23 protein-coding genes are annotated in these 26,082 nt (G+C 57.0%); 16 read left to right on the forward strand and 7 right to left on the reverse strand.

Features of this window, described 5'->3' with window-relative positions; all coding sequences use genetic code 11:
• Positions 1-209 precede the first annotated feature (209 nt).
• On the forward strand, positions 210-1,292 hold the full coding sequence (locus FJ145_00005; GenBank protein ID MBM4259804.1) for a hypothetical protein: 1,083 nt from the start codon (positions 210-212) through the stop codon (positions 1,290-1,292).
• Between the two features lie 206 nt (positions 1,293-1,498).
• Here FJ145_00005 and FJ145_00010 read toward each other — a convergent pair whose 3' ends face one another.
• The gene (locus tag FJ145_00010) at positions 1,499-2,350 is read right to left on the reverse strand and encodes a hypothetical protein (GenBank protein ID MBM4259805.1); all 852 of its coding nucleotides are present in this window, start codon (positions 2,348-2,350) and stop codon (positions 1,499-1,501) included.
• A gap of 133 nt (positions 2,351-2,483) precedes the next feature.
• On the opposite strand from FJ145_00010, the gene lspA reads away from it, so the two are divergent.
• Complete coding sequence (gene lspA / locus FJ145_00015; GenBank protein ID MBM4259806.1) at positions 2,484-2,978, forward strand: signal peptidase II; 495 nt, start codon at positions 2,484-2,486, stop codon at positions 2,976-2,978.
• 6 nt (positions 2,979-2,984) lie between these two features.
• Here the strand turns inward: lspA and FJ145_00020 are convergent, their stop codons facing one another.
• From FJ145_00020 to FJ145_00035, 4 genes are all read right to left on the reverse strand, one after another.
• The gene (locus FJ145_00020; protein ID MBM4259807.1) at positions 2,985-3,329 is read right to left on the reverse strand and encodes a pentapeptide repeat-containing protein; all 345 of its coding nucleotides are present in this window, start codon (positions 3,327-3,329) and stop codon (positions 2,985-2,987) included.
• Positions 3,330-3,384: 55 nt separating this feature from the next.
• Entirely contained in the window at positions 3,385-4,473 is a 1,089-nt protein-coding gene (gene ddlA, locus FJ145_00025; protein MBM4259808.1) for a D-alanine--D-alanine ligase, read from the reverse strand.
• Between the two features lie 118 nt (positions 4,474-4,591).
• Entirely contained in the window at positions 4,592-5,728 is a 1,137-nt protein-coding gene (locus tag FJ145_00030) for a branched-chain amino acid ABC transporter substrate-binding protein (GenBank protein ID MBM4259809.1), read from the reverse strand.
• 275 nt (positions 5,729-6,003) lie between these two features.
• Positions 6,004-7,092 (reverse strand): zinc-binding dehydrogenase, encoded by a 1,089-nt coding sequence (locus tag FJ145_00035; protein ID MBM4259810.1) that lies wholly within the window; start codon positions 7,090-7,092, stop codon positions 6,004-6,006.
• A 240-nt stretch (positions 7,093-7,332) separates the two neighbouring features.
• On the opposite strand from FJ145_00035, the gene FJ145_00040 reads away from it, so the two are divergent.
• The 13 genes from FJ145_00040 to FJ145_00100 all read left to right on the forward strand — a co-directional run bounded on the left by FJ145_00040 (position 7,333) and on the right by FJ145_00100 (position 21,739).
• Positions 7,333-8,292, forward strand: a complete 960-nt coding sequence (locus tag FJ145_00040) for an extradiol ring-cleavage dioxygenase (GenBank protein MBM4259811.1) — start codon at positions 7,333-7,335, stop codon at positions 8,290-8,292.
• 62 nt (positions 8,293-8,354) lie between these two features.
• Positions 8,355-9,020 (forward strand): RraA family protein, encoded by a 666-nt coding sequence (locus tag FJ145_00045; protein ID MBM4259812.1) that lies wholly within the window; start codon positions 8,355-8,357, stop codon positions 9,018-9,020.
• 8 nt (positions 9,021-9,028) lie between these two features.
• A complete protein-coding gene (locus tag FJ145_00050; protein MBM4259813.1) occupies positions 9,029-9,676 on the forward strand; it encodes an RraA family protein in 648 nt (215 codons plus the stop codon).
• Between the two features lie 75 nt (positions 9,677-9,751).
• Positions 9,752-10,378 carry an RraA family protein gene (locus FJ145_00055; GenBank protein ID MBM4259814.1) on the forward strand — a complete coding sequence of 209 codons (627 nt, stop codon included), beginning with the start codon at positions 9,752-9,754 and terminating at the stop codon, positions 10,376-10,378.
• Between the two features lie 31 nt (positions 10,379-10,409).
• A complete protein-coding gene (locus tag FJ145_00060; protein MBM4259815.1) occupies positions 10,410-11,561 on the forward strand; it encodes an aromatic ring-hydroxylating dioxygenase subunit alpha in 1,152 nt (383 codons plus the stop codon).
• Between the two features lie 178 nt (positions 11,562-11,739).
• The gene (locus FJ145_00065; GenBank protein MBM4259816.1) at positions 11,740-12,882 is read left to right on the forward strand and encodes an extracellular solute-binding protein; all 1,143 of its coding nucleotides are present in this window, start codon (positions 11,740-11,742) and stop codon (positions 12,880-12,882) included.
• 17 nt (positions 12,883-12,899) lie between these two features.
• Positions 12,900-14,066 (forward strand): Rieske 2Fe-2S domain-containing protein, encoded by a 1,167-nt coding sequence (locus FJ145_00070; GenBank protein ID MBM4259817.1) that lies wholly within the window; start codon positions 12,900-12,902, stop codon positions 14,064-14,066.
• 137 nt (positions 14,067-14,203) lie between these two features.
• The gene (locus tag FJ145_00075; GenBank protein ID MBM4259818.1) at positions 14,204-14,929 is read left to right on the forward strand and encodes a class II aldolase/adducin family protein; all 726 of its coding nucleotides are present in this window, start codon (positions 14,204-14,206) and stop codon (positions 14,927-14,929) included.
• 207 nt (positions 14,930-15,136) lie between these two features.
• Complete coding sequence (locus tag FJ145_00080) at positions 15,137-16,861, forward strand: iron ABC transporter permease (protein ID MBM4259819.1); 1,725 nt, start codon at positions 15,137-15,139, stop codon at positions 16,859-16,861.
• Between the two features lie 139 nt (positions 16,862-17,000).
• Entirely contained in the window at positions 17,001-18,092 is a 1,092-nt protein-coding gene (locus tag FJ145_00085; protein MBM4259820.1) for an extracellular solute-binding protein, read from the forward strand.
• Positions 18,093-18,156: 64 nt separating this feature from the next.
• Positions 18,157-19,089, forward strand: a complete 933-nt coding sequence (locus tag FJ145_00090; protein MBM4259821.1) for a hypothetical protein — start codon at positions 18,157-18,159, stop codon at positions 19,087-19,089.
• Positions 19,090-19,211: 122 nt separating this feature from the next.
• On the forward strand, positions 19,212-20,660 hold the full coding sequence (locus FJ145_00095) for a biotin carboxyl carrier protein (GenBank protein MBM4259822.1): 1,449 nt from the start codon (positions 19,212-19,214) through the stop codon (positions 20,658-20,660).
• Positions 20,661-20,737: 77 nt separating this feature from the next.
• Positions 20,738-21,739 carry a homogentisate 1,2-dioxygenase gene (locus FJ145_00100; GenBank protein MBM4259823.1) on the forward strand — a complete coding sequence of 334 codons (1,002 nt, stop codon included), beginning with the start codon at positions 20,738-20,740 and terminating at the stop codon, positions 21,737-21,739.
• Positions 21,740-21,831: 92 nt separating this feature from the next.
• Here FJ145_00100 and FJ145_00105 read toward each other — a convergent pair whose 3' ends face one another.
• Positions 21,832-23,328, reverse strand: coding sequence for an amidase (locus tag FJ145_00105; GenBank protein ID MBM4259824.1), 1,497 nt, complete (start codon positions 23,326-23,328; stop codon positions 21,832-21,834).
• A gap of 459 nt (positions 23,329-23,787) precedes the next feature.
• Here FJ145_00105 and FJ145_00110 point away from each other — a divergent pair, with 459 nt between their 5' ends.
• Positions 23,788-24,960 (forward strand): aminotransferase class I/II-fold pyridoxal phosphate-dependent enzyme, encoded by a 1,173-nt coding sequence (locus FJ145_00110; protein ID MBM4259825.1) that lies wholly within the window; start codon positions 23,788-23,790, stop codon positions 24,958-24,960.
• A 121-nt stretch (positions 24,961-25,081) separates the two neighbouring features.
• Here FJ145_00110 and FJ145_00115 read toward each other — a convergent pair whose 3' ends face one another.
• Positions 25,082-26,023, reverse strand: a complete 942-nt coding sequence (locus FJ145_00115; protein MBM4259826.1) for a hypothetical protein — start codon at positions 26,021-26,023, stop codon at positions 25,082-25,084.
• Positions 26,024-26,082 lie beyond the last annotated feature (59 nt).

The raw sequence follows: 26,082 nt of genomic DNA on the forward strand, positions 1-26,082 counted from the left end.
ACTGAACGCACCACAGCTTGTCGGAAAAGTAGCGCGCGGGACGAAGTATGACAATGGCAAAGAGATGAGGGTCGCCGCCTAGTATCTTTTTACACACCTATTGACAACGGCTCCGAGTGCGAGACAATAGGTCTTAGTATCAAGCTGGGTAAAGCGACGTGCGTTTACGCTAAACACTAGACGCTAAACGCCAGACGAAGGAGGTTTTTATGGGATGGGTAGACGCTGACGCGCATGTTATTGAAAGTCCGCTGACGTGGGACTACCTGACGCCATCGGAGAAAAAGTTTCGTCCCGGTCTCTACACCCAGGAGGGTGTAACCGACGTGCAATATTGGGTCATCGACGGCAAGATTCAGGGCTTGAATCGATTTGTCTTCACCACGGAGGCGCTGGCGCAGCGTTCGGCGGACACCGGACGCGATATGACCACCACCATGGCGTCGCGCGACCTGGCCGACATCTCGGCGCGCATCAAGCATATGGACGAGCTGGGCATCGACGTCCAGATTCTCTACACCAGCATCTTTCTCGACCAGGTCACCGAGCGGCCCGATACCGAGGTCGCTCTATGCGGCGCCTACAATCGCTGGATGTCGCATGTGTGGAAAGAGAGCAAAGGGCGGCTGCGCTGGATGGCGTGTCTGCCGCTCCTGAGCATGCCCGACGCGCTCGATCAGTTGAAGTTCGCCAAGGAAAACGGCGGCTGCGGCGTGTTTATGCGTCCCCTCGAGGGCAAGCGGCAGATCAGCGATCCGTACTTCTTTCCAATGTATGAGGCGGCGGAAAAGCTTGATTTTTGCATCGGCCTGCACCAATCGAACGGCAGCCAAGCCGCCGTCGACATGATGGTCAACCCCGACGGCACGCGCGACTTCTTCAACCAGTATCGGCTGTTCAATGTCGGCGCCATGTTCCGGATTTTTAATTGCGGCCTTCCGGAAAAATTTCCCAAGCTGCGCTTCGGCTTCATCGAAACCGCGGCCTCGTGGGTGCCGTGGGTGATCTACGAGCTGCGCCGCCGATTAGAGAAAGTCAAAAAGAAACTGCCCGACGATTTATTGGAGCGCTCCGGCGTGTTCGTCACCTGCCAGATCGGCGACGACGTGCCGTACTTGATCAAGAGCTGCATGGGCGAGAACACGTTGATGATCGGCACCGACTACGGCCATGCCGACTCGTCGACGGAGCTCGATGCGCTGACAACTTTGAAAAACAGCGGCGGTATCAGCGGTGACATGCACCGCAAAATCGTCGAAGACAACCCGCGGGTCTTCTACGGACTGAATTGAAATCGGATTATTTAACCGCAAAGAACGCAAAGTACGCAAAAAAGCAATCCTGTTTTTTAAACTTTGCGTTCTCTGGGTTCTTTGCGGTTAATCGTTCTGAATCTTTTTCCTATCTTAGTTGAAAAATCTCTTTCCACATTTTTTCGTATTTCGGGAACTCGTCGATTTCATTCTCGCCCACCGGGTAGATCGCAAAAGATTCGAGATCAACCGCGGGGTTTATAGTCTGCCGCATCTTTGATCGTCGCCAAACAGTGCTCGGCGATCTCGCGATAGGTCGGCTGCCAGATTTCGCTGCGGTGCCGATTGACGAGCTTGATCATGTTCTCAAATCCCACCGCCATGTAGGGCCGGCCGCCGAGCTCGGCGTGGACCAAACCGTCGATCATGCCAGGTCTGCCGCGCTGCGCTTCGTCGTAGACGAAATCGAAGCCTTCTTTGAAACCGGTGAAAAAGGTCGCACCGTTCGACGCGCCCTCGCCCCACGCACGCCAATCATTGGCGTACCAAGATTTCGGGATGATGCAGATGCGCTTGCCGTTCACTTTGACGACGTAAGGCACATCATCGTCGCACAGGTCGGCGGACCATTGATAGCCTTCGTCGACGAGCAGGCCCAGGGTCTCTTCGGTGTGCAGTCCGCCGGGGCCGAACCAGCCCACCGGCCGTGTGCCGATGGTGTCCTGAATGATTTTGGTGCTGGCGCGAATCTCCTCAAGCTGCTGTGCTGGCGTCAGATCGGTCATGTCGATGTCGTTGGTTATGCCGTGGCCGGCGATCTCGTGGCCGGCTTTGTGCAATGCGCGCACCGCGTCGGGCCACTTCTGCACCGCCAGTCCATTGGCCAAAATCATCGCCCGGACATTGTGGCGCTCGAGCATTTCCAGCAGCCGCCAAATGCCGGCGTTGCCGCCGTAGTTGGCGTGCGAGATTGAGCACAGGTTAACGGGGATTTTCGGATCGCGCTTGAAGCGGCCGCTTTTGCGAAACGCTTCCAGCGCAATGGTAAAGGTGCACGCCAGCAGTTTGTTTCCCGGCCATTGGATCGAGCGCCGCATGGGACTATTTCACCTCCGGTCACTAGGCGTTTGGCTACGCGAGCTATGCCGGAAACCGTGCAGGCGAGTCAAGCGAAAAATTGCAGCAACGCTGGGTTGTAAGCGGCGGCCAGAAACGCTACGAAAACTTAAGATGAAGTTCGTATTGATTCTAGCGATTCTCACCAGCTGCATCGGCTGCGACCAGGCGACCAAGTTGGTCGCCAAGCGACAACTGGTGCCGGGGGAAATTCTCTCATACGCGGGCGATACCTTCCGCTTGCAGTACGCCGAAAACAGCGGCGCGTTTCTGAGCCTGGGCGCCTCGCTTCCCCATCATTGGCGCCAGTGGCTTTTTACGATTCTAACGGGGGTTTTCTTGGTGGGTCTGCTGATTTACTTGTTGGTGAGCAAGTCTCTCACGCGATTGTCCCTGATTTGCCTTTCGCTGGTGTGCGCCGGCGGCATCGGCAACCTGATCGATCGCATCGCCTACGACGGCCGGGTCGTCGACTTTCTCAACGTCGGCATCGGCCCGCTGCGCACGGGGATTTTCAACGTCGCCGATATGGCGATTACTTTTGGCGCGTTGGCGTTGCTGCTGGAGAGTCTGCGCAAGCCTAAGGAAACCGCGCCGCCGGGAGATTGAGAGTCGTTAACGCTTGTGGCGCATGCGTGTGCCGTACTGCACGGAGAGAAAGATTTCGTTGGCGCTCAACTCTGCGGGAAAGTAGGCGCCGGAGACTTTTGCGTCGTTGAGGCTGGCGCCTTCGAGCTTTGCCTTGGAAAAATCGACGCCGCGCAGGTTGGCGGTGCGAAAATAGCTGTGACTGAAGTCTAGGTCTGCGGCATCGAGGCCGCGGAGATCTAAGCTGCGGAAATCGCAATGGGTCAAATCACAGCGCTCACCGGCGGCTTTACGCCGGTTGAACTCTTTGACCTCGCCGTCGCGCAGCAGCTGATAGAGCGGCTCTTGATAGGTTAATGGTTTGAGTGCCATTTGCGGTTCCCAATCAGCAGAGCTTGCACCCTGCCCATGATTGAGAAATCGGCAGCTAACGTGTGGTTCTTAATCTTTGTTCGCGGCGGAATCGTTCCAAGGCCAACTGAATCAGCCGGTCGATGAGCGCGCTGTAGGAAATACCCGTGGCCTCCCACATTTTCGGGTACATACTAATCTTGGTGAAGCCGGGGATGGTGTTGATCTCGTTGACCAAAACGCGGCCGTCGGCCTGCACGAAAAAATCGACCCGCGCCATGCCTTCGCAGCAAAGCGCCTGATAGGCGCGCACCGCCATGGCGCGTAAATTTTTTGACACCGACGCCGGCAGTTTCGCGGGAATCTGTAAACGCGCCCCCTCGGCGTCGAGATACTTGGCGTCGTAGGAATAGAAATCGCGGTTGACGATGATCTCGCCGGGCAACGAGGCGATCGGCTTTTCATTGCCGAGCACGGAACACTCAATCTCGCGGGCGGCAATGAACTCTTCGATGACGACCTTGTTGTCGTAGCGAAATGCTTCGCGCAGCGCGCCGGCGAATTCACTGGGCCTGCTGACTTTGCTGATACCGACCGACGAACCGAGGTTGGCCGGCTTGACGAAAAGCGGCATGCCGAGAGTTTTCTTGACGGCAGCGAAGCTGATCCTGTCGGTGCGCCCGAAGACGAGAAACTTGCCGATGGGAATCTTGGCGTCGCGCAGCAGGCGCTTCATGACGTCCTTATCCATGCCGACTGCGGAACCGAGCACGCCTGCGCCGACGAACGGCAAGTTGGCCAGTTTCAACAAGCCTTGCACGGTGCCGTCCTCGCCGAACGGCCCGTGCAGCACCGGGAACACGACATCGACGGTGCCGATGCCGCCGCCTTTGGTGGATCGTGTTATTGGCGCCGTCGTCGCACCGGGCAGCACTGCGGCCAAATCCGCCGAGCTGGCGTCGGCGACTTTGTCGACGGCAACATCGCGCAGTAGCTTTGCGCCCTGATCCAACGACCAGCGGCCCTGTTTGTCGATGCCGATGGCGACCACTTGGTATTTTTTTGGGTTCATCGCCGCGGTGATATTGCGCGCGGAGATGAGCGAAATTTCATGCTCGGCGGATTTGCCGCCGAAGAGGAGAGCGACGCGGAGTCTTTTCTTCATCAAACTTGGTGCGGGTAGGAGAGAAGTCGAGGATAGAGGGTGGAAGATGGAGGATCGCGGCAGACGATGGTCTTGCCATCCTCTGTTCTCGATCCTCCATTCTCAAATCTGACTGAAATTAAGCTTTCTTAGCGACCGCCGCGGGCGCCTGCTGCTCAATGACCTTCACCACCTTGCCGGGATAGCTCTGCTTTTCAAATTGCAAAACGAAATATTTCGCTTTGACCGGATCGCCTTTGTTGTCGAACTCAATGGCGCCGGTGACGCCTTTGAAGCCTTTCAGTTTGCGCACCGCCGTAGAAACATCGGCGCGGCTCGGTTTTTTGCCGGGGTTGGCTTTGAACCATTGCTCAAGGGCTTTGATGCCGACCATGGTCGCGTCGTAGCCGTAAAGACCGAAGGACTCAACTTCTTTGTTGAAGCGGGCTTTGAATTTTTTCGCGAACGCGGCGGTCTCTGGATAGGCTTCCGGCGGGCCGGCGACGCTGGTGTAGTAGCTGCCGACGGACGAGGTGCCGGCGATCTTGACCATCTCCGCTGAGTCCAGGCCGTCCGGTCCCATGAACTTGGCGTTGACGCCTTTTTCACGGAGCTGCTTTAACAATAGGCCGCCCTGATGATAGATGCCGCCGAAGTAAACCAGGTCAGGATTTTTGGCTTTGAGCGGAATGATCATCGGCGAGAAGTTGGCACGCTCTTCGGTGCCTTCGAAGCCCAGCACGTTGAGGCCGAGTTTCTTGGCTTCGTTGCGAAAGTTCTCCGCCACGCCTTGGCCGTAGAGTGTCTTGTCGTGGATGATGTAGACCGATTTGGCTTTCAATTGCTGCGCGGCGAAGCGCGCGCCGACGGGGCCCTGCACGTCGTCACGGCCGCAGACGCGATTGACGTTGGGATAGCCGCGGTCGGTGATCTCCGTGGCCGTGTTGGCCGGCGAGATCATTGCCAGCATGGCGTCTTTGTAAACCTCAGAGGCGGGCAGCGCCACGCCGGAATTGAAATGGCCGACGAGCACTAACACGTCGGGGTCGGCGACCATGTTGCGCGCGTTGGCGACGCCGACTTCGGGCTTGGCTTGGTCGTCCTGCGGCACGAGCTCCAAATCATAGCCGAGCGCTTTGATCGCCTTGACCGATTCTTCGACCGCGAGCTGGGCGCCGAGCTTGATATGTTCGCCCAACGCCGCCTGCTCGCCGGAGAGCGGCGCTTGCACGGCGATCTTGATCTTGCCTTTTTGCGCCCAGGCGGTCAGCGGGATAGCCGGTAACAGAGCCAACAAAAAAACCGATAGGATTTTTCGCAGCACGGGGGTCTCCTCCTAAGCTAGATTGTGATGGAAGTTACGCGAAGCCGGCGGCTCAGTCAAACATTCGTTGCTATCCATATGCTGCAAAACTCGTAAGAATGCTTCGACAGGTCTCAGCATGAACGGATTTTCCCAACGGCTAGACCTATGATCCGTTTGCCCCTTCGGCAGGCTCAGGGCGGCTCTGAGCTCAATCGAAGGGCTCCGAAGAGTTTCTCAGCACTTTGCTAAGGTTTGATCAACGCCTTTACCGGATAAAGCCCTTCGATTTCACCGCCGACGGCGCGGATGCATTTTTCGGTTTCTTCAAGGGGAAACGTGTGCGTGACCATTTGCTGCACGGGAAACTTCGCCGCTTGGATCGCGTTCATGGCGATCTCGGTGGCGTCGTTGTCGGTGGTGAAGGCGCCCTGAAAACGAATTTGCCGGCGCACGATCAGGTTTACGTTGAGTGGCACATCGATGCCGTCGCGGGTAAGACCGCCGACCACCAGGGTGCCGAGGACGCGCACACATTCGACCGAAGTTTTGATTGCGTTTACGTTACCCGAAACATCGACGGCAACGTCGACCAGCTCGCCATCGGTTTCGGTTTTGATGACGTCAAGAACATTTTCCTTTTCGACATTGATGGTGCGCGTGGCGCCGAATTTTTTTGCCACTTCCAAGCGCTCGGCGTCGCGGCCCATGCCGGTGACAAAGATTTTTGCCGCCCCGGCGGTCTTGGACGCGAAGGTGCAGGCGAGCCCTTGCTGGCCCGGGCCTTGGATTAAGACCGAATCGCCCATTTTGACGCCGCCCTGGCGGATCGCCCATTGGAATCCGTTCGCCATCACGGCGCCGATTAACACCGCGGCTGCGGCGGGCAGGTCGTTGGTCACCTTGGTGACGAGTATGTCGGGAACGAGATAGAGATAGTCGGCGAAGCCACCGAATAGGTGCGGTGGGTTGGCACAAGTCGTTTGGCCGCCGTAGCCAATGCGCGCCTTGCAGAAGCGCGCCGCGCCACGCCGGCAATGGCCGCAGCGGCCGCAGCCTTTGGCGCCTTTCATAATGATGCGGTCGCCTTCTTTGATGCCGTGAATCGCCGCGGCTTCTTTACCGAGCTTTTCGACGCGGCCTAAAATTTCATGGCCGAGAATAAGCGGATAGGGCAAGCCGTTTTTGCCGCCGTGGAGATATTTAAAATCCGACCCGCAGACGCCGCCCATCTCGACTTTGACGAGCCCGCCATCGGATGGAACGTCGGGAATCGGGTATTCGCGAATCTCCAACTTATCGGGTCCAAGCAGAGTCGCACCGCGGCTGGTGGCCATAAACACCTCCGGTTTTTTGCCGACGTTATGGCAAGCGTCCTATGATCGTCAAGCGGGATGGGCGCAATGCATTGCGCCCCTACGACAGATCAAACCCACACTCATCCATCGATTTCTTCGACCTCGCTGCAGCGGATCTTATGGAGGGGCGCGATTCATCGCGCCCGCTTTGCTTGACAGCCGTGGAACTTTGCCTGTAGACCATCTTGTGCGCCGCGAAATTTTTAGAGGGAGAATGCTATGGCAAAAGTCGTAATCGGCATCGGCACTTCGCATAGCCCGCAGCTAAGCATTCGCGCCAAAGATTGGGCGCAGCTGCTCGGCGACAAAGATAAAACCGATCCGCGGTTGAATTATGACGCGCTGCTCAAGAAGGCCAAGCCGGGCATCGAGTCGGAGTTAACGCTGGAAAAATTTGAACAGCGCGATCAGGCCTGCCTGAAAGGCGTCGCAACTTTGGGGGATGCGCTGCGCCAGGCCAACGCGGACGTTGTTGTGGTTTTTGGCGACGATCAGCAAGAGCAATTCCACGACGAGAACATGCCGACGTTTGCGATCTATCACGGCAAAAGCGTGCCGGTGGTGAAAGACCACGGGCTGCGTCCCTCCGGCTGGAAGGATGCCGAGCGGCGCGGTTGGGCGGAGACCGAGCCGGAGTATGAGAACGCGCAGGAGCTTGCCAATCATCTAATCCGAGGTTTGAACGATGCTGAGTTCGACATCGCCCGCTGCAGCAAGTTGCGCGCCGAGATCGGCGTCGGGCATGCGTTTAGTTTTCTCTACCGGCGCGTGCTGCCCGGCAGCAAGGTGCCGATCGTGCCGGTGATGGTCAACACCTATTATCCGCCGAACCAACCGACGCCGAAACGCTGCTACGCTTTCGGTCAGGCGGTGCGCAAGGCGATCGATTCATGGAACAGCGATGCGCGCGTGGCGCTGCTCGCTTCGGGCGGCCTGAGCCACGTCGTCATCGACGAAGAGATCGATGCCATGACCATCGACGGTTTGAAAAACAAAAAGCCGGATGTGTTATTTCGCCTGCCGCGCGAACGGTTGAAGGCCGGCACGTCGGAGATTTTGAATTGGGTGGCGCTCGCGGGTGCGATGGAAGATCGCGATTTGAAATATCTAGAATACGTGACGACCTATCGCTCGCCGGCGGGCACCGGCTGCGGGATGGGCTTTGCGTATTGGCAGTGAATGATCGTTTCGAGTTCCGCGTTTCGGGTTCAAAGATCGGATGAAGATTTTCAGGAGTTTGCATGGCAAGGGAAGCGATTATTGAGAGGCTGTTGAAGCTCGACACTTGTTCGGTGTCGGATGGCATGGATAGTTTGGGCGTCAAAGGTGCTACGTGGGGCGTGCGGCCGCAATGGCAGTGCCCGCGCATTGCGGGGCGCGCGGTGACGATGAAGATCAAACCGCAAGGCTTACAGCAGCCGACGCAGCATCTCGGCACCACGGCCATCGAAGTGGCGAGCCCTGGCGACATTATCGTCATCGACAACGGCGGCCAGCCGCAATTTTCTTGCTGGGGTGGATTGCTCTCGCTGTCGGCCAAACTAAAAGGCGTCAGCGGCGTGGTGATCGACGGCGCCTGCCGCGATATCGATGAAGCGCGCGATTTGGCGTTTCCCGTCTATGCGCGCGGCGTCGTGCCGATGACAGCGCGCGGCCGGGTGATGCAGGAATCGTTCAATCAAGAAATCGAGTTTGCCGGCGTGCAATGCCATCCCGGCGACCTCGTGCTGGCCGACGGCAGCGGCATCATCATTATTCCGCGAGAGAAAGAAAACGAAATCCTTGTCGCCGCGGAGGCGGTCTTTGCCAAGGAACAGGAAATGGCCGCGGGCATTCGCAAGGGCTATTCGGGTTTGGAAATGTTGGAAAAGCTCGGCTACGAGCAGATGCTGAATAAGAAGTCTTAGGAGAAGCAATGGATTCGGTAGTTGAAGGGTTCAGAAAACTTTCCGTCGCGGGCGTCTCGGACGCCATGGACCGGCTCGGCATTGTCGGTCAGTGCTTGGGCATTCAATCGATCAACCAGGGCAACCGCATGGCCGGGCGCGCGTTTACCATCAAATATATTCCCTGCGGCACCGTGAAGGGCACCGTCGGCGACTACATCGACGATGTGCCGCCGGGCGACGTCGTTGTGCTCGACAACGCCGGCCGCTTAGACTGCACGGTGTGGGGCGATATTTTGACTGCCGTGGCGCACAAGCGCGGCGTCGGCGGCACGGTGGTGCACGGCGTCTGCCGCGACGTGGCGCGCAGCTTCGAATTGAAATATCCGATCTTCAGCCGCGCCAAGTATATGCGCACGGGTAAAGACCGCGTCGAAGTCGATGGCATGAACGTGCCGGTGTCGATGGGCGAAGTGCAGGTGAAGCCGGGCGACATCATGCTCGGCAGCGACGACGGTGTGCTGGTGGTGCCGAAGGACAAAGAGCAGGAGATTCTCGCCTTGGCGCAATCGATCTCAGAGGCGGAAGACAAGATTCTCAAATCGGCCCTGAGCGGCATGCGCCTCGACGAAGCGCGCAAGGTGCACAAGTACCACGAGTTGCAACGGAAGATCTGACTCACCACGAAGGCACGAAGGACACAAAGCTCGGTGTCCTTCGTGTCTTCGTGGTGAAAAAATTCTTATCTAGATATGACCACAATCGATTCCACGACGATTCAACGCGCGGCCAAATTTGGCGCCGCGACGATTCACGAAGCGATGGGCAAGAAGGGCGCGCTGCCCTACGGCATCAAGCCGATCGCGTCGAATATGAAACTCTGCGGGCCGGCGGTGACTGTGAGCTCGCCGGCGGGCGATAACCTGATGTTGCACCAGGCGCTCTATGTCGCGCAGCCGGGGTCGATCATGGTCGTCGAAGTCAGCGGCGGCTACGAGTACGGCTATTGGGGCGAGATCATGACCATCGCGGCGCAGGAGCGAAAGATTGCTGGGCTAGTGATCGATGGCTGCGTGCGCGACGCCGACTTGATCGAGGAGTTTGGCTTTCCCGTGTTTGCCCGCGGCCTGTCGATTCGCGGCACGGGCAAAGACGCCGGCGGGTCGATCAACCAAGCGATCAAGATCGGCGATGTGACGATCAACGCCGGCGATTTGATCGTCGGCGATCGCGATGGTCTAGTAGTGATCGCGGCGGCGGATATTCAATCGGCGCTCGATGCGTCGCAGAAGCGCGAAGATAAGGAAGACCAGATTATGAAGGATCTGCGCGCCGGCAAAAGCACGTTGGAAATTTACGGCTGGCCGTCTGCTCCCTAGCGCTCGCAATCTCAGATTTCAGAGAACTCCAATGCTGACCACCGATGAGAACTTGTTCATTACCCAAGTTAGCAAGGGCACGCCTTGCGGCGAGCTGCTGCGCCGTTATTGGCATCCGGTGGCGGCGGCGGCGGAGTTGACCGACGAGAAGCCGATCAAAACAGTCAAGATTCTCAACGAAAAGTTGGTGGTCTATCGCGATAGGTCGGGCAAGTACGGTCTTGTCGGCGAGCGGTGTCCGCATCGACTCGCTTCGCTTGCCTACGGACGTGTCGATCACGAAGGCATTCGCTGCCCCTATCACGGTTGGAAGTTCAACGGCGCTGGGAAGTGTCTGGAGCAGCCGGCCGAGCCTGCGGACAGCACCTTTAAAGAGCGCATCAAGCATGTTGCTTATCCGGTCGAGTATCTCGGCGGCCTGATCTACGCTTACCTCGGCCCGGCGCCGGCGCCGCTGTTACCGCGCTGGGATGTGCTGGTGTGGGAGCGCGGCAAGCGCTGGATCGTCAAAGACTCGCTGATCGACTGCAACTGGCTGCAAGCGATGGAGAACAGCGTCGATCCGGCGCATCTGTTCTGGCTGCACGGCGACACGGCGCACTTGGCGCCGCGGGTCAAAAAATATTCCGAGAAGCATGAGTTCATCCGCTTCGAGTACGGCATCAAAAAACGGCGCACGACATTGCCGCTGGCAACCGGTGGCAAGCCTGAAGTCGACGAGCACCCGTTGCTATTTCCAAGCGTGCTGCGCCATGTAGCGCGGTTCAAAGGCGGCCATCGGCACAATCTGCAAATCCGTGTGCCGGTGGACGATACCCACACGCAAGTTTTCCGCGTGAGCTTTTTGCCGACGGCGACCGACCACTCACCCGCGGACATGGATGTGCCGTTTCGTTGCGAGCAGCTCAAAACCGGCAGCCGCGAATACGACATGAGCTTGGTTTCGGCGCAGGATTCGATGGCCTGGGAAACCCAAGGCCCGGTGATGGATCGATCGCAAGAGCATCTCGGCGTCGCAGACGAGGGGATTATTGAGCTGCGCAAAATGCTGCGTGAACAGATTGAGCACGTGCAGCAAGGGTTTGATCCGTTGGGAGTGATCCGCGACCCGGCGAAAAATCGGCTCATCGATCTCGGTGTGATCAACGAGCGCATTGGCCTGCATGCCGCGAAAGCGGCGTAGCGTACAATGCGTTTTCGGATTGCTATTCTCGCGAAATCGAGAAAACCCAGGCGCGTGTTCCCCCCTGCCGAATCGTTAATACCTAAAAATTCCATGCATCGTATAACTACCTGATTTTAAAGAGCTTTGTTGCTATTTCTCTTGCTGTCGGGGACGCGATGCTTTACTATCTGGCGATATGTGGCAGGCGAAATTGGCAATTCTTAGCAGCACTGCGCGCATTTGCGCTTTTGCGCTGCTTTTTCTAAGCATCTCAACCCTCCAGGTCTCCGCTGCTGCCGCGCCAAGTTGGCAAGCCGAATGGGAAAAGACTCTAGCCGCTGCCGAAAAAGAAGGCCAAGTCACTGTCTATGGCCCGCCGGGCATCAACTACCAGGACGCGATTGGCTCGTTCCAAAACTCGTTTCCCAAGATCAAACTCGTTTACGTGGCTGGTTCGGGCACGGTGAACGCGCAGAGGCTCGTGACTGAACGCCGGGCCGGAAAATTTCTCGCCGACGCTTTTATCGGCGGCTCCGGATCGATCATCGATGTGTTGTTCGACGGCAACATGCTCGAACCGATTCCGCCCATGCTTGTCCTTCCCGAAGTGCGCGATCAGTCGCTATGGTTCAACAAGACCCACATCTACGCCGATGCCAAAGGTCAACATGTCTTCATGATGATGGGGAATGTGAACTCGAACATCGCCGCCTATAACACTAAGATTACCAAGCCCGAGGGGCTCAAGTCGCACTTGGATCTGCTGCATCCCAAATGGAAGGGAAAGATAGTTGCCTACGATCCACGGGCGCGCGGCCATATTCAAAACGTGCGGGCGCTTTATCACAACCCAAAACTGGGCGGCGAGTTCTTTCGGCGTTTCTTTTCCGAGACCGACGTGACGCTAAGCCGCGACCAACGGCTGATGATCGACTGGGTAGCGCAGGGCAAATATGAGCTGTCGGTTTTCTCCTCGAACAATGATGTCTTCGACGCCAAGAGAAAGGGTCTGCCGATCGATATCATAGACGCGCCGGACGACGAATCCTACATGTCCGGGGGCTTCGGCCATGTCGGTATCGTCAACAAAACGCCGCATCCCGCGGCGGCGAAAATCTTTCTCAACTGGCTGCTCTCCAAGGAGGGCCAGCTCAGGTGGCAGGAAAAGGCCAACGATAACTCGCTGCGGACCGACATTCCCAAACATATGCTGTCGGACCAAGCGATGATTCCCAAAGAAAAGGGCCGATATATGAATACGAGCTTGCCGCAATATCAGGACATCGATGTGGCGTTGAAGATCGTCGATGACGCCTTGGCAAAAGCCGGCAAGAAATAGCTTCGGAGGCACCAAGTATGTTGACCAAAGAAGAAAATGAGATGTTAACCCGAGTGGGGCCTGGCACACCGGCGGGCGAATTGCTGCGCCGCTATTGGCTGCCGGTGGGCGTCGCCAAAGAGTTGACGCCGGAGAATCCGACTCAGGTTGTGCAAATACTCGGTGAAACCCTGGTGCTCTTCCGTGACAAAAAAGGCAACGCCGGTTTGATCAACGACCGCTGCCCGCACCGCGGCGTGTCGCTTTCCTACGGCCGCTGTGAAGAGCGCGGCATCTCCTGCGCCTATCACGGCTGGTTGTTCGATACCAAGGGCAATTGCCTTGAAACTCCCGCAGAGCCGGCGGAAAGCAAGTTCCATTTGACAGTAAAACAGAAGACCTATCCGATACAGCAATTATGCGGTTTGTATTGGACCTACATGGGCCCAGGCGCCGCGCCGTTGATCCCCAACTTTGATATCTGGTTTCGCAAAGACGGTCGGCGCCAGATTTTCATCCAGCCGCAACTCGACGCCAACTGGTTCCAGCCCATGGAGAACTCCATGGATCCGGCGCATTTGCAGATTCTTCATCAAGAAACGGCCGGTCGTGGCCGCGCCATTGCGGACTCGACGCGCGGGTTGACCGACGACGTCGCCGGCTTCGATTTTTACGAAACTCACTACGGCCTGATGAAAAAGCGCACCTACAAAAACGGCATGGTCGACGAGCATCCGGTGATCTTCCCGAACATTTTGCGCCAGGGCAACGTCGGTCAGATTCGTGTGCCGATGGACGACACGCACACGAAGATTTATTTTGTCCGTTTTTTCCCGAGCGAGAAGGGCGAAATCATCGAGAACGACGATCCGCCGGTGGAGTACATCAAGCCGTACAAGAACCCGCCGGATCAACTGCACCCATTCACTCGTTTCCGCATGGATTTGGTCCAGTCGCAAGATCATATGGCTTGGGAAACCCAGGGGCCGATTTGCGACCGCACGAACGAACGCCTAACCAGCTCGGATCGCGGCGTCATCTTGCTGCGCGAAGTAATGTTCCGCGAAATGAAGAAAGTCCAGCAGGGCCAAGATCCAATGGGCGTGGTTCGCGACCCGGCGAACAATCCGTTGATCGATACCCATCTGATGGAATCCATCGAACAAAGCACTATGGATCGCGCGCCGCGCGCCGTTAACCAATAACGGCGCGACTGGTGCTCCGGGCCCCCTCTGTTGCCTCCGGAGGCGGCCTTTTTTTTTCGCCTTGTTGCTTCCCTTGCCTTAGTTTTTCGACACGATTATGATTCGGCGAACTCTTCAAGCAGAATGGAAGCTTAGCTATGGCCGATCTATCGAAACTCCGTGAGTTGGTCTCGCAGTCCTGCCGTATTCTCGGCAAGCTCAACCTAACCAAAGAGCCCAGCGGTCACGTCAGCGCCCGTGTGCCGGGCGAAGACAAGGTTCTGATCAAAGCGCGTGGACCGGAGGAGTCCGGTCTGCGCTTCGTCAGCGCGCGCGACATCATCACCGTTGACTTCAATGGCAAGAAAGTCGCCGGCGACGACGGCCTCGACGTGCCCCAGGAAGTCTTCATTCACACCTGGTTGTACAAGACGCAACCGAAGGTCGAGTGCGTCGTGCACGTGCATCCGCTGCACGTGGTCTTGTTCACAATCTGCAACAAGCCGATTCAGCCGCTCTACGGCGCCTACGATCCGTCAGGTCTGCGCTTGTTGGTCGATGGTTTGGCGACTTACCCGCGCAGCATCACGGTCTCCAACGAAAAACTCGGCGAAGAGTTCGCCAAAGCGATGGGCGACAAACAAGCATGCCTGATGCGCGGCCACGGCATCACCAGCGCCGGGCCTAACGTGCAGGATGCGACGCTGACCGCAATCAAGTTGAACGACGCGGCGGTGATCAACTATCAAGCCAATCTGCTCGGCGTGCCCCAGCCGATCCCGCAAGAAGATATCGACATCATGGTCGGCAAATCCCGCGGCCCAAGCGCGGTGCATGCCGGCTCGAACTGGCGCTATTACTGCAAGCTGTTGGACGAGGAATAGAACTGAGCGAGCGCTGGAAGAGCGGGTTGGGTGGCCGGCCTTACCGCGTGTATCGGCGCTTGGGCGATTTTACTCAGTCACTGAGTATTTTTACTCAATGACTGAGTAATGTCTGCAGATAGTTCGTAGCGCTTCGGGGAGCGGTTTTTGATAAGCCGCGATTAACACGTTGAAATACAGAAGAAGGTCGGTCTAGACTCCACAGTAATGAAATCCGAAGCCGCGGAGGCATCTTCGCTCACCGCACAGTGGCGCGTCACGCCGATACGCGTCGCGGAGTTTTCGCTGCTTATCTTTCTGGCGGTCGCCATGGGGTTACCGCTGCTGTTCTTGTTGAACGGCAGTTTCAACCTCGCGGCGCCTGGCAAAGACGCGGTGTATGGACTGGCCAATTGGGTCCGTGCCTTTTCCGACCCGACGACGTTGAGCGCTTTGTGGATGAGTTTCTTGCTTTCCGTCGTTCGCTTGCTTCCGGCGATGCTTATCTCGGTGATCTTTGCCTGGCTGATCGCGCGCACGGACATGCCGGGCGGTAAGTTCATCGAGTCGGTTTGTTGGATCGCTTATTTCGTGCCGGATTTTCCTCTGGTGCTGGCATGGATTCTCCTGCTCGATCCGAACTTCGGTTTTCTCAACGGTTTGGCAAAACCATTCGTTGAAGGTCCGCTGTTCAACCCTTACAGCTTTTGGGGCATCGTCTGGGTGCACACTTCCACAGGAGGCATTTGGTTCAAAGTGATGCTGTTGGTGCCGGTGTCTCGCCGGCTCGGCGCGGCGCTGGAAGAAGCGGCGCGGGTCTCCGGCGCATCGACCGTGATGATGCTCCGGAGGATTACTTTGCCGGTGCTGGCGCCGATGATTCTTGCAGTCTCCGTTTTGAGCTTTATCCGTGGCCTCCAATCGTTCAACACCGAGCTTTTGCTCGGCACACCGGCGGGTATCTACGTTTACTCCACGAAAATCTACGACTATCTCCATCGCGAACCACGGGCCTATGGCGAAGCGACCGCGCTGGGGTCGGTGTTCTTGGTTGTGCTGGCGATTCTGCTGTTCTTTTACTGGAAATACCTGAGCGGCAATCGCAAATTCACCGTTGTGACCGGACAGGGTTACTCAACCATGCGCGTGAAGCTCGGCAAGTGGCGCTTCGCCGCTTTGGGTGGATGCTTGCTCTATGTCGCGGTCATGATGTTTTTGCCGCTGGTGTTTTTGGTCCTTGGCTCCTTCATGCGCCGCTACGGTTTTTTCAACATTGCGTCACCCTATACGCTGGCGCACTGGCAGAACCTTTTCACCGATGCGATTTTTCTCGAGGCGCTGAAGAACAGTTTGATCATCGCCAGCGTGACGGCGCTGGGCGGTATCTTGCTTTATTCTGCAATTGCTTACTTATTGGTTTCCAAACGGACAATCACCGCGCCGCTGCTCGAAAGCCTCTGTTGGATTCCCCACGTGCTGCCGGGCATTCTTCTGGGACTCGGCATTCTCTGGCTATTTTTGGCGACGCCGCTGCGTTACTTTTTCTACGGCACAGTATGGGGCATCGCGCTGGCGCTGATTCTCGCTGATAGCCCAGTGACAACGCAGGCGTTCAAAGCGGGGCTGTTGCAATTGGGCAACGAGCTCGAAGAGGCGGCGCGGGTGAGCGGTGCGTCGTGGTCTTACACCTACGGGCGGATTCTCCTGCCGCTGCTCGCGCCGATTGCTGCCGCCGTCGGCTTGATGAACTTTGGCAGCGCGTTGACGAGCATTAGCACACCGATCTTGCTCTACAGCCATCAATCGCGCCCGTTGGCGATCTTGCTGCTTGAATATAGCTTCACGGGTGAGTTAGAAAGATCAGCGGCTCTCGGCCTGTTGATCACCGTGATCATCGGCGTGATGATGCTGGTCGGCAGGAGGTTTGGGTTGAAGCTGGCTGGCTCGGAATGATGCGGATTACCTCGCGCGGAGACGCAGAGGACGCAAAGTTCGGATAGGAATTAACACGAAGACGCGAAGGGCACGAAGCTGAAAGAATTTTTATGGCGCGATTTATTACGCCCGCGTTCTCGATAGGGGAAGGAGCGACATGAAAAGTATCTTCACATTTTTATTCATCGTTCTTTTCAGCGGCTCCGCCGCGGCCCAAACCAAAGGCGAGAAAGAATGGCAAGACGTCATTGCCGCCGCGAAAAAAGAAGGCAAAGTTGTGGTCGCCGGTTCGCCCGACCCGGTGATGCGCAACGAGGTGATTCCCAAGTTCACTTCGCGCTTTGGCATACCCGTGGAGTTTGTCGCGGGCCGGTCGAGCCAGATCGTCGCTCGGGTTGAGACGGAGCGGGCGTCGGGCATTTACACGATCGATGTCTTTCTCGCGGGGCCGGATACTTCGGCGAACGAGCTTTACAAGGACAAGATGATCGATCCGCTGAAGCCTTTGCTCGCGATGCCCGAAGTGGTCGACGGGTCTAAATGGAAAAACGGCAAAGTTTGGTTTGCCGACCCGCAGGAGCAGTTCGTCGTGCGTGCGTTCAGCAGCGTGGCCACGCTGTTATTTATCAACACTGAGCATGTCAAGCCGGAAGAGATGCGTGACATGAAGGACCTGCTCAATCCCAAATGGCGCGGCAAGATCGCCGCCGAGGATCCGACCACGACCGGCGCTGGCGCCAACAAGGCAGCGCGCTTTCATCACGATCTCGGCGAAGAATTCGTCAAGAAGCTCTACATCGAACAGAAGCCGGTGCGCACGCGCGATCGGCGCCAGATGACCGATTGGCTGGCGCGCGGCACCCAGCCGATCTGCCTCGATTGCCGCGAGGATGACGTCCGGCCCTTGCTCAAGGATGGATTTAAGATTCTCGAAATTTTCGAGCTGAACGGCGCGGCGCCGACGATCAACGGCTCGCCCTGGATGTTGTCGCTGGCCAACAAAGCGCCGCATCCGAAGGCCGCGCAAGTTTTTGCCAATTGGATTCTCTCGAAAGAGGGGCTGGAGACCTACGGCCGCGGCTATGGCTCGGCGACGCTGCGCACCGATATCGACGAGTCCTATCTGAAGCCCGGTAATCTGCCCAAGAAAGGCGTGAAGTATTTTGACGATACCGAGTGGAAGTGGGTCGTCACGGGCAGGCAAGAACATCGCGATAAAGTTTGGCAGCTCTTGAAGGCAGCGCGCTGACGGGCCGTTGGCGCGCGCAAACCGTTAGATAGCAATACGTCAAACAGAGAAAGGATCGACTATCATGGCTAAGAAAATGAAGATATTTTATCGGGCGCCGAGTCACGTGCCGCTTTGGAAGGTGATGGAAGAAGGCGGCTTTCTCGCCAAGCAGGGCATTGAGATGGAGATGGGTTCGCTCGAAGGGCAGCGTAAACGTGCCGCCGAAGGGTTGAGAGCCGGCGAGCTCGATATCGTTTCTGGCAATCATCACAACTTATACGTTCGCAAAGCCTTGCACGGCGACCCGTACGTGCACATCGGCCAGAGCAATAACTCTTGGCGCGAGACCTTTCTGGTCTGTGGCAAGGGCGTCAATGGCGTGCAGGATTTGAAAGGCAAAAAAGTCGTCATGGATGATTTCGACGGCCATACCGGGCTAAACGTCTGGCTCTATCTGCACAAACATGGCCTGGAAGAAGGGCGCGATGTCGAGCTGGTGCAAAACGGCAAGAAAGGCGAAGAGCGTGCCCGTGACGTGATGGCCGGTCTGTTCGACGCGACGTTCATCCGCGCCGTCGACCGGCTGCGCGCGCTCAAGTTCGGCGCCAAGATCATCGAAGTCTCGCCGATGGCGATGATCGAAGGCGTGACGCTGACGACGACGACCACTTATGTGAAAAATCACGAAGACGAGTGCCGCTCACTGATCAAAGCCATGGTCGATGGCACGCATTTCTTCAAAACCAACAAAGCCGACACTCTGAAGATTGTCCAGAAGCACTGCTCCGACCTGCTCAAGATTCGCGGCGATGAAGAATGGGAATGCTTTTACGACAATCAGGTGCAGACCCTCGAAAGCGCGCCTTACCCGTCTTTGGAGGCGGTGCAAAACGTATTCGCCCTGGCGGTTAAGCGCAATCCAGAAATCAAAGAGTACAATCCGCTGGCGCTGTGGGACTTGCACTACGTCAAAGAGCTCGACGACAGCGGCTATATCCGGAACTTGTATAAGTAACTCGCAAGCTCGTCACTTGCGTAGAAAGCCCGGTGCAGATGTTCTTCACCGGGCTTTCTCGCTTATGCGCGTTTCAATGGCGACTCGCCTAGCAGCCCGCAATTGTGGTATGGCTCGGGCATATGGAAGAAGTAAAAATCGTCGACACCACCCTGCGCGATGGCGACATCAGCCTGTGGGCCTATGGCATGACTACGGGCATGATGCTGCCGACGTTGCCTCACCTGGACGAAGCGGGTTTTGACTCGATGGAGTTCTTTCTAAACTTGCGGCTGAAAAAATTCGTCCGCGAGCACAAGGAAGATCCTTTCGATTGGCTGCGTCTGGGCACCAAGCAAGTGAAGAAGACGCGGCTGCGTTACCACGGCGGACTGCACAGCGGTTTTGAGTTCATTCCGTACTGCATTCGCGAGCTGTTGATCAAAACCGTCGTCAAATACGGTATCGATCTGACCCGCTCATCGAACGCTTGGAACAACTACGAGCTCCTGGGCAAAGAGGCGATCGAGCTGAAGAAGCTCGGCATGGAGATGGTGATGAATCTGATCTATGCCGTCTCGCCGCGCCACACCGACGAATACTATGCACAGAAAGCACGCGACGCCGCGGCGTTGAAACCCTATCGGCTTTGTTTCAAAGACGTCGGCGGCATGCTGACGCCCGAGCGCACACGGACGCTGGTGCGACTGATCAAGCAAAACATTGGCGATACGCCGTTAGAATTTCACGCCCACTGCAACAACGGCTTGGCGCCGTTCAATCTGCTTGAAGCGGTCAAAGAAGGCGTGCGCATCGTCCACACGGCGATACCGCCGCTCGCCAATGGCTCGTCGCAGCCATCGGTTTTCAACGTCGCCAGCAACCTGCGAGCGCTCGGCTACAAGCCGTTGGTCAATACCGACGTGCTGCTGCCGGTGAGCGAACATTTCAGTCGCGTCGCCAAGGAAGCCGGCCTGCCCGTGGGAACACCGCGTGAGTATGATCAAGCCTGGTACGGCCATCAAGTTCCCGGCGGTATGATTTCCAATCTGCGCCATCAACTGAAGCTCATGGGCAAAGAAGACAAGATGGCGGAAGTGCTAGAAGAGATTTCCCGCGTGCGCGCCGAGCTGGGCTATCCGATCATGGTGACGCCATTCGCTCAGTTCGTCGGCAGCCAGGCGGCGATCAACGTCATGCTCGGTGAGCGCTACAAAGAGGTCACCGACCAGGTGATCCAATACGCGCTGGGCCTTTGGGGTAAAGAAGGCAGCGATTACATGGATAAGGAAGTCAAAGCGAAGATTCTTAACCGAGCGCGCGCCCGTGAAATTGAAAAGACCGTCTATCCTGAACCGTCGTTGGCTGAAGTGCGCAAACAGTACGGCGGGCCGCACTTGTCCGATGAAGATTTGCTGCTGCGCTTCTACGCCGGGCCGGAGTTTGTCGACGCGCTGAAAAATGCCCCGCCGCGCAAAGAATATCTCGACGCGCGCAAGCCGTTGGTTCGTTTGGTCGAGGAGTTGGGCAAAAAGAAATTGGCCCATGTGTACATTCGCAAGGGGGATTTTTCGCTAACCATCGCGCGCTAGCGCGCGCGCTTAGTATTCCAGATTCCAGATTAGCTCGGACAAACAATTTGGAATCTGGAATTTCCAAGGAGGTCCTTATGGCCAAAGTGGAACCGTACACCGAGCACTGGGGTCGCGAAGGGTTCTACGGCGATGGTATCAATGTGCTGCGGGCGCAGCATGTGCCGGATTTTCTCCGAGTGAGCGGCCCGCACGCGCCGCACCGATTCAACATCGCGGATGTGAACTTGGCCGATCGCGCGGATGCCGGTGCTTTGCCAACGCCGGTTATGTTGAGCCGCACCGGCGCGCAGCTTTGCGTGTCGGTGCGTGAGCGGCCGATGCCGTTTGTGATTGCCAACGTCGAAGCCGATGAGGTGCATTTCATTCAGCAAGGTGAGGTCCGTTTCGCCACGGCCTACGGAAACATTACCGGTGGTGCCGGCGACTTTGTTTTTATCCCGCGCGCGGTGCCCTATCGCATCGAAACAGAAAGAGGGCCGACGTTGTCGCTGATCGTAGAAACTCCCGGGGCGACGAAGTTCGCTGCGGCGCCACAATTCGAGCCGCAGATCGAAAGCGCTGTCATCGAGAGTCGTCCGGCGCAGAGCGTCGAGACGACGGTGTTGCTAAAATCGTTCGACGGCGTGACGCGCTACGTCAAGCCCTACGATCCATTTGCGATGGTCTCGGTCAGCGGCGGCAACAATCCGGTGTGGAAAATCAATCTGAAAAATATCCCGGTCAACGAAGCAGGCCATCCGCGGCAGTTCGCCGCCTCGCCAAACAATGACGAACTGTTCTACACGTTAAGTGCGCGGCGCCGGCGCCGGCCGCCGATGCACTACAACGCCGACTACGACGAAATGATTTTCTACTTCACTGGGCCGGGCGCCTACGGCGCGGTGAAAGAGCCCGGCACACTGACGTGGGTACCCAAGGGTGTGCCACACCATGGGCCGACTGAAGATGTGCCCGAGGGATATCTAGCCTGGATGCTGGAGTCGCGCCCGACGCTGCGGCTCAGCGACGCTGGCCAAAAGGTCGCGCAGTTGATGGAAACCGACCTCTACGGCCCGCACCCGTCGGGTCGGAGATAAGAAATATCTCGCGCAAAGGCGCAAAGGACGCAAAGGTCTCGGGAAAATTCTTTCTTTGCGTCCTTTGCGCCTTTGCGCGAGGGATATCCGGCTCATAACCCTGTCGTGCTTGCCGGTGGTTTTCGGTGGTGCGTCGCCTGCTCGTAGGCGTAGGCGAACTTGATCATGTTGCCGTCATCGTAGGGCCGGCCGATGAAGCATAGGCCGGCTGGAAGATTATCCCGCGTGAAACCGGCGGGCACGGTGATCGTCGGCACCCAGATTAAAAAAGTATTCAACGTCGGCGCGCCCTTCTGATCGACGTAGGGCGGTGCGATGCCGTCTTTGATGAACGTCGGTTGATGCTCGACAGTTTTGTGCACGATGGCATCGAGCTTGTTGTCGGCCATCACCTTTAAGAACAGCGTCATCAGCTCGTCCTGCGCGCGCAGAAATTCGTAATGTTTGGCGGCGTCGGGGCTGCGCTTGAATCGTTCCTGTGAATGTTTGACAACTTTGGCGAAGTCCGGCGCGGCGATGACGTCTTGGGCGGTTTTGAATGGCGCCTTGGCGCTGCGGCCGTAGTAATTCTTGAACGATTGATCGGTGTCGCCCGGGCCGCCCGATCGTTTCGCCAGCAGCTCTTTGATTTTCGGAATGGCAATCGGATCGACCAACACGGCGCCGGCGGCTTTGAGATCAGCGATTGCCTTGTCGAAAACGTCGGAAATCTTTTTGAAGTCTTCGGATTCCGGTTCGGCGTGCAAACCGATGGACTCGCGCATCACACCGATGCGCGCGCCCTTGAGTCCATCTTTGTTCAAGAACTTAGTGAACGTATCGGGCAGATTGCCAACGCCCCGCGCGGTGATCGGATCTTCCGGATCATAGCCGGCCATGACATCGAGCAGAATCGATAAGTCTTTCACTGTGCGCGCCATTGGGCCGAGTGAACCGAACAATTCCGGCCAGCAGCCGAAGACGCCGCCGCGGCTGACGATCCCTGCCGACGGCCGCATGCCAGCGATACCATTCCAAGTGGATGGCCGGCGGATCGACGCCAACCCTTCTTGACCGACGGCAACCGTAGAAAAATTCGCCGACACGGCAGCTGCCGATCCACCCGATGAACCGCCAACGGTGCGCTCGGTGTCATAGGGATTTCTTGTCGAACCGAACAGCGAGCCATGGGTGTCGCCGCCGCCCAATTCACCGAGCGTCGCTTTGGCGAGAATCACCGCGCCGGCTTTGCGCAATTTCTCGGCGACGAAACAATCGCGATCGGGAAAAAATTCCTTGAAAAGAACCGACCCCAACGTTGTCGGCATGCCTTTGACGTCGGCTTGATCTTTGACGATGACCGGAATGCCGTGCAGGGGTCCCGTGGGCCCGGAGGTTTTATAGGCGGCATCGAGGCGATCCGCTTCCTTGAGAGCATCGTTATTCAACGAGATGATCGCGTTGATGTTCGGGCCCTTCTGGTCGAACGCTTCGATGCGATCCAAATACATTTGCACCACTTGCCGGCAAGTGACCTGGCCGGATTTGTAAGCAGCGTGGATGTCATCGACGGTCGCTTCAACGACGTTGAAATTATTTGCTTGTGCCATGAAAGTTCTCCTCCAGGTGGGATCATTCCTTTGATATTCCAAAGGGGTGCGCTGTGTCTAGCTGCAGAGCAAAAAACTTCGCTGAAAGATTTGTGCGAAAAATGTTTTTCACTGCGAACTTTCAAGCAAAAATCACCCAGTCCACAGAAACTGTTGATAACTCTGTGGATAACTTTCGCTACCCCCTGGGGAAGCGGCGGTGGGATGCCTAGCCGAGCCCTTTGCATATAATTTTGGCTCAAAAAGTTGCGCAAATTCAGGAAGTTGAATCACCGACCTGTTTTCTAGTTTGGCGCTGTGGCAAGGCCGCTGAAAGATCGCTCCAGCGAACCAAAAAACTGCCGCGACTTGAGAGTTATCAACAGATTGTGTGTTCATCTTTGTACTCGTTGTCAGTGCCAGAAGTGATTGTTATAGAAGAATTTTTGCCTCAATATCGTCATCAACCGAGGAGAATTCATGGCAGTCATGTCGCAACGCGTCGCCGGTTTCGGCACGACCATCTTCAGCGATATCAATGCGCTCGCCCTAGAACACAAAGCCGTGAACTTGGGGCAAGGAGCGCCCGATTTCGATGGCCCGCCCGAAGTTTTGGCCGCTGCCGTGCGCGCGGTCAACAGCGCGCTCAATCAATATGCGCCGGGAGCGGGAATGAAAACCGCGCGCGAAGCGATCGCGCGTCACGCGGAACGTTTTTACGAACAAAAACTAAATCCCGACAACGAAGTCTTGATCACCACCGGCGCCACTGAAGGAATGTTCGCCGCGATTCTCGGACTTGCCGATCCCGGCGACGAAGTCATCGTTTTTCAACCGGTGTATGACACTTACGTACCCAACATGGTGATGGGCGGCGTGATGCCGCGCTACGTCACGCTGCGCGGCGATGGTTGGAATTTCGACCCCGACGAATTGGCCAAAGCGTTCACCTCGCGCACGCGCGCGATCATCGTCAACACGCCGCACAACCCGACGGGAAAAGTCTATGCGCGCGAGGAGCTGCGCATCATCGCCGATCTCTGCGTCAAGCATGATGTCGTCGCCATCACCGACGAAGTCTACGAACATATCGTCTATGACGACGCCATGCACACGCGCCTGGCGACGTTAGCCGGCATGCAAGATCGCACCGTGACGATCAGCAGCTTGGGAAAAACCTTCAGCGTCACAGGTTGGAAAATCGGTTGGGCGACCGGGGCCGCTCCATTGGTCCACGCGGTCAATCAGGCGCACCAATTCATTACGTTTGCGGTTGCGTCGCCGTTGCAAGCCGCGGCGGCCGCGGCGCTCGACTTGCCGTTTAGCTTTTACGAGAACTTACAGGCAACCTACCAGGCGCGCCGCGACCGCATGGTCGAAGTATTGAAAAAGGCAGGATTCAAAGTGCTAAAATCCCAGGGCAGCTATTTCATCATGGTCGACTGGCGCAATGTGGCGCCGGCGCATGTGGAAAATGACATGCAGTTTGCCCAATGGCTGATCAAAGAGATCGGCGTTGCCTGTATTCCCGCCAGCCCGTTTTACCGGGACGCCGACAAGCCGCTGGCGAAGAACTTTGCCCGCTTTGCGGTGTGTAAGAAAGATGAAACGCTTGACGGGGCGGCGGAGCGACTGCTGAAACTGGCGGGTTGATCGTACTTCGATGGGGAAAACTTTCACCACGAAGGCACGAAGGACACGAAGGCAAGAAAAGAAACTCAAAACGCTTTTTTCGAATTTCGTGTACTTCGCGTCTTCGTGGTGAGTCCGAATCTTACAGTTTCGAGAGATCGGTGATCTTGCCGCGCCGGCCCGCATGGTAGAAGTTGGGCCACTCTTCGACTTGTGCGTCGTGGTATTTTTCTCGGTACCACTGGGCCACTTCACCGGCGGTGGCGAACCACACCTTGGGATGTTTCTTGGCGTAGCGGATGAATTCGCGCAGCAAGAACGCCCGGAACGGCCGGCCGCCGACAAACGGATGATTGCCCCACATCATGAACTTGGGGTCGCGCGCGCCCTCTTCGTAGAGGCAATCGAAGGTGTCTTTCCACATTTGCAATAAATCGCGCGGCGTTCTGCCGGCGCGTTGATAGCTGGAATAGTCGTTCAAGTCCTGGAAGTACGACAGCACGGTTAATTCTTTTTTCCCGACTTTGAGCGTGTAGGGCGTTTCTTGATGCTGCGGGTCCATCCAATAGGTGTAGCCGCATTCGAGAATTACTTCGGGCGTCGAGAAGCTGGGCGCGACACCGGTGGAGAGATAGCCGACCGGCGCCTTGCCAACGACATTTTTCACGGCGTCGACGGTCTTGAGCAAATCCTTTTTCTCCTGCGCCCGTTTTTTCATGTAGCTGTAATCATGAATCCAGGTCTCGGTGCCGATTTCGTGGCCATAGCGCGCCGAGTCTTGAAAAATTTCCGGATAGTTTTGCACCGTGATGCCGGTGGGGAAAAAACTCGTGCGAATCTTTTCGCTTTCGAAGACTTCGAGCATGCGGTAAATACCGACGCGCTCGCCGAACTCGCGGTCGGTGATGATCGCCAGGTTGCGCTTGGTGTCGGCGTTGCGCGGAAAGCTGCGGCGGTTTTCTTGCTGCAACGTGTCCGGGCCGCCCAGGTCCTCCGGCCAGGTTTCAAAGGCAACGCAGGGCGTGATCGCGATGCGCGCGCCATTGGGCCATTTGATCGGCTGACGTTTCGGTTTAACTCTCATGCTGCCTCCTTACCGTTCAATCAAAAAATTTTTCTACTCATGCCACAGTTCGACATCGT

The organism is Deltaproteobacteria bacterium, assembly GCA_016874755.1.
Taxonomy (GTDB): Bacteria; Desulfobacterota; Binatia; order UBA9968; family UBA9968; genus DP-20.

Coding starts and splice junctions, on each gene's coding strand:
- FJ145_00005 (MBM4259804.1), top strand. CDS start 210: ATGGGATGGGTAGACGCTGACGCGCATGTTATTGAAAGTCCGCTGACG.
- FJ145_00065 (MBM4259816.1), top strand. CDS start 11,740: ATGTGGCAGGCGAAATTGGCAATTCTTAGCAGCACTGCGCGCATTTGC.
- lspA (MBM4259806.1), top strand. CDS start 2,484: ATGAAGTTCGTATTGATTCTAGCGATTCTCACCAGCTGCATCGGCTGC.
- FJ145_00060 (MBM4259815.1), top strand. CDS start 10,410: ATGCTGACCACCGATGAGAACTTGTTCATTACCCAAGTTAGCAAGGGC.
- FJ145_00100 (MBM4259823.1), top strand. CDS start 20,738: ATGGCCAAAGTGGAACCGTACACCGAGCACTGGGGTCGCGAAGGGTTC.
- FJ145_00040 (MBM4259811.1), top strand. CDS start 7,333: ATGGCAAAAGTCGTAATCGGCATCGGCACTTCGCATAGCCCGCAGCTA.
- FJ145_00105 (MBM4259824.1), bottom strand. CDS start 23,328: ATGGCACAAGCAAATAATTTCAACGTCGTTGAAGCGACCGTCGATGAC.
- FJ145_00110 (MBM4259825.1), top strand. CDS start 23,788: ATGGCAGTCATGTCGCAACGCGTCGCCGGTTTCGGCACGACCATCTTC.
- FJ145_00095 (MBM4259822.1), top strand. CDS start 19,212: ATGGAAGAAGTAAAAATCGTCGACACCACCCTGCGCGATGGCGACATC.
- FJ145_00045 (MBM4259812.1), top strand. CDS start 8,355: ATGGCAAGGGAAGCGATTATTGAGAGGCTGTTGAAGCTCGACACTTGT.
- FJ145_00055 (MBM4259814.1), top strand. CDS start 9,752: ATGACCACAATCGATTCCACGACGATTCAACGCGCGGCCAAATTTGGC.
- FJ145_00075 (MBM4259818.1), top strand. CDS start 14,204: ATGGCCGATCTATCGAAACTCCGTGAGTTGGTCTCGCAGTCCTGCCGT.
- FJ145_00050 (MBM4259813.1), top strand. CDS start 9,029: ATGGATTCGGTAGTTGAAGGGTTCAGAAAACTTTCCGTCGCGGGCGTC.
- FJ145_00035 (MBM4259810.1), bottom strand. CDS start 7,092: ATGGCCACCAGCCGCGGTGCGACTCTGCTTGGACCCGATAAGTTGGAG.
- FJ145_00085 (MBM4259820.1), top strand. CDS start 17,001: ATGAAAAGTATCTTCACATTTTTATTCATCGTTCTTTTCAGCGGCTCC.
- FJ145_00010 (MBM4259805.1), bottom strand. CDS start 2,350: ATGCGGCGCTCGATCCAATGGCCGGGAAACAAACTGCTGGCGTGCACC.
- FJ145_00020 (MBM4259807.1), bottom strand. CDS start 3,329: ATGGCACTCAAACCATTAACCTATCAAGAGCCGCTCTATCAGCTGCTG.
- FJ145_00115 (MBM4259826.1), bottom strand. CDS start 26,023: ATGAGAGTTAAACCGAAACGTCAGCCGATCAAATGGCCCAATGGCGCG.
- ddlA (MBM4259808.1), bottom strand. CDS start 4,473: ATGAAGAAAAGACTCCGCGTCGCTCTCCTCTTCGGCGGCAAATCCGCC.
- FJ145_00070 (MBM4259817.1), top strand. CDS start 12,900: ATGTTGACCAAAGAAGAAAATGAGATGTTAACCCGAGTGGGGCCTGGC.
- FJ145_00090 (MBM4259821.1), top strand. CDS start 18,157: ATGGCTAAGAAAATGAAGATATTTTATCGGGCGCCGAGTCACGTGCCG.
- FJ145_00080 (MBM4259819.1), top strand. CDS start 15,137: ATGAAATCCGAAGCCGCGGAGGCATCTTCGCTCACCGCACAGTGGCGC.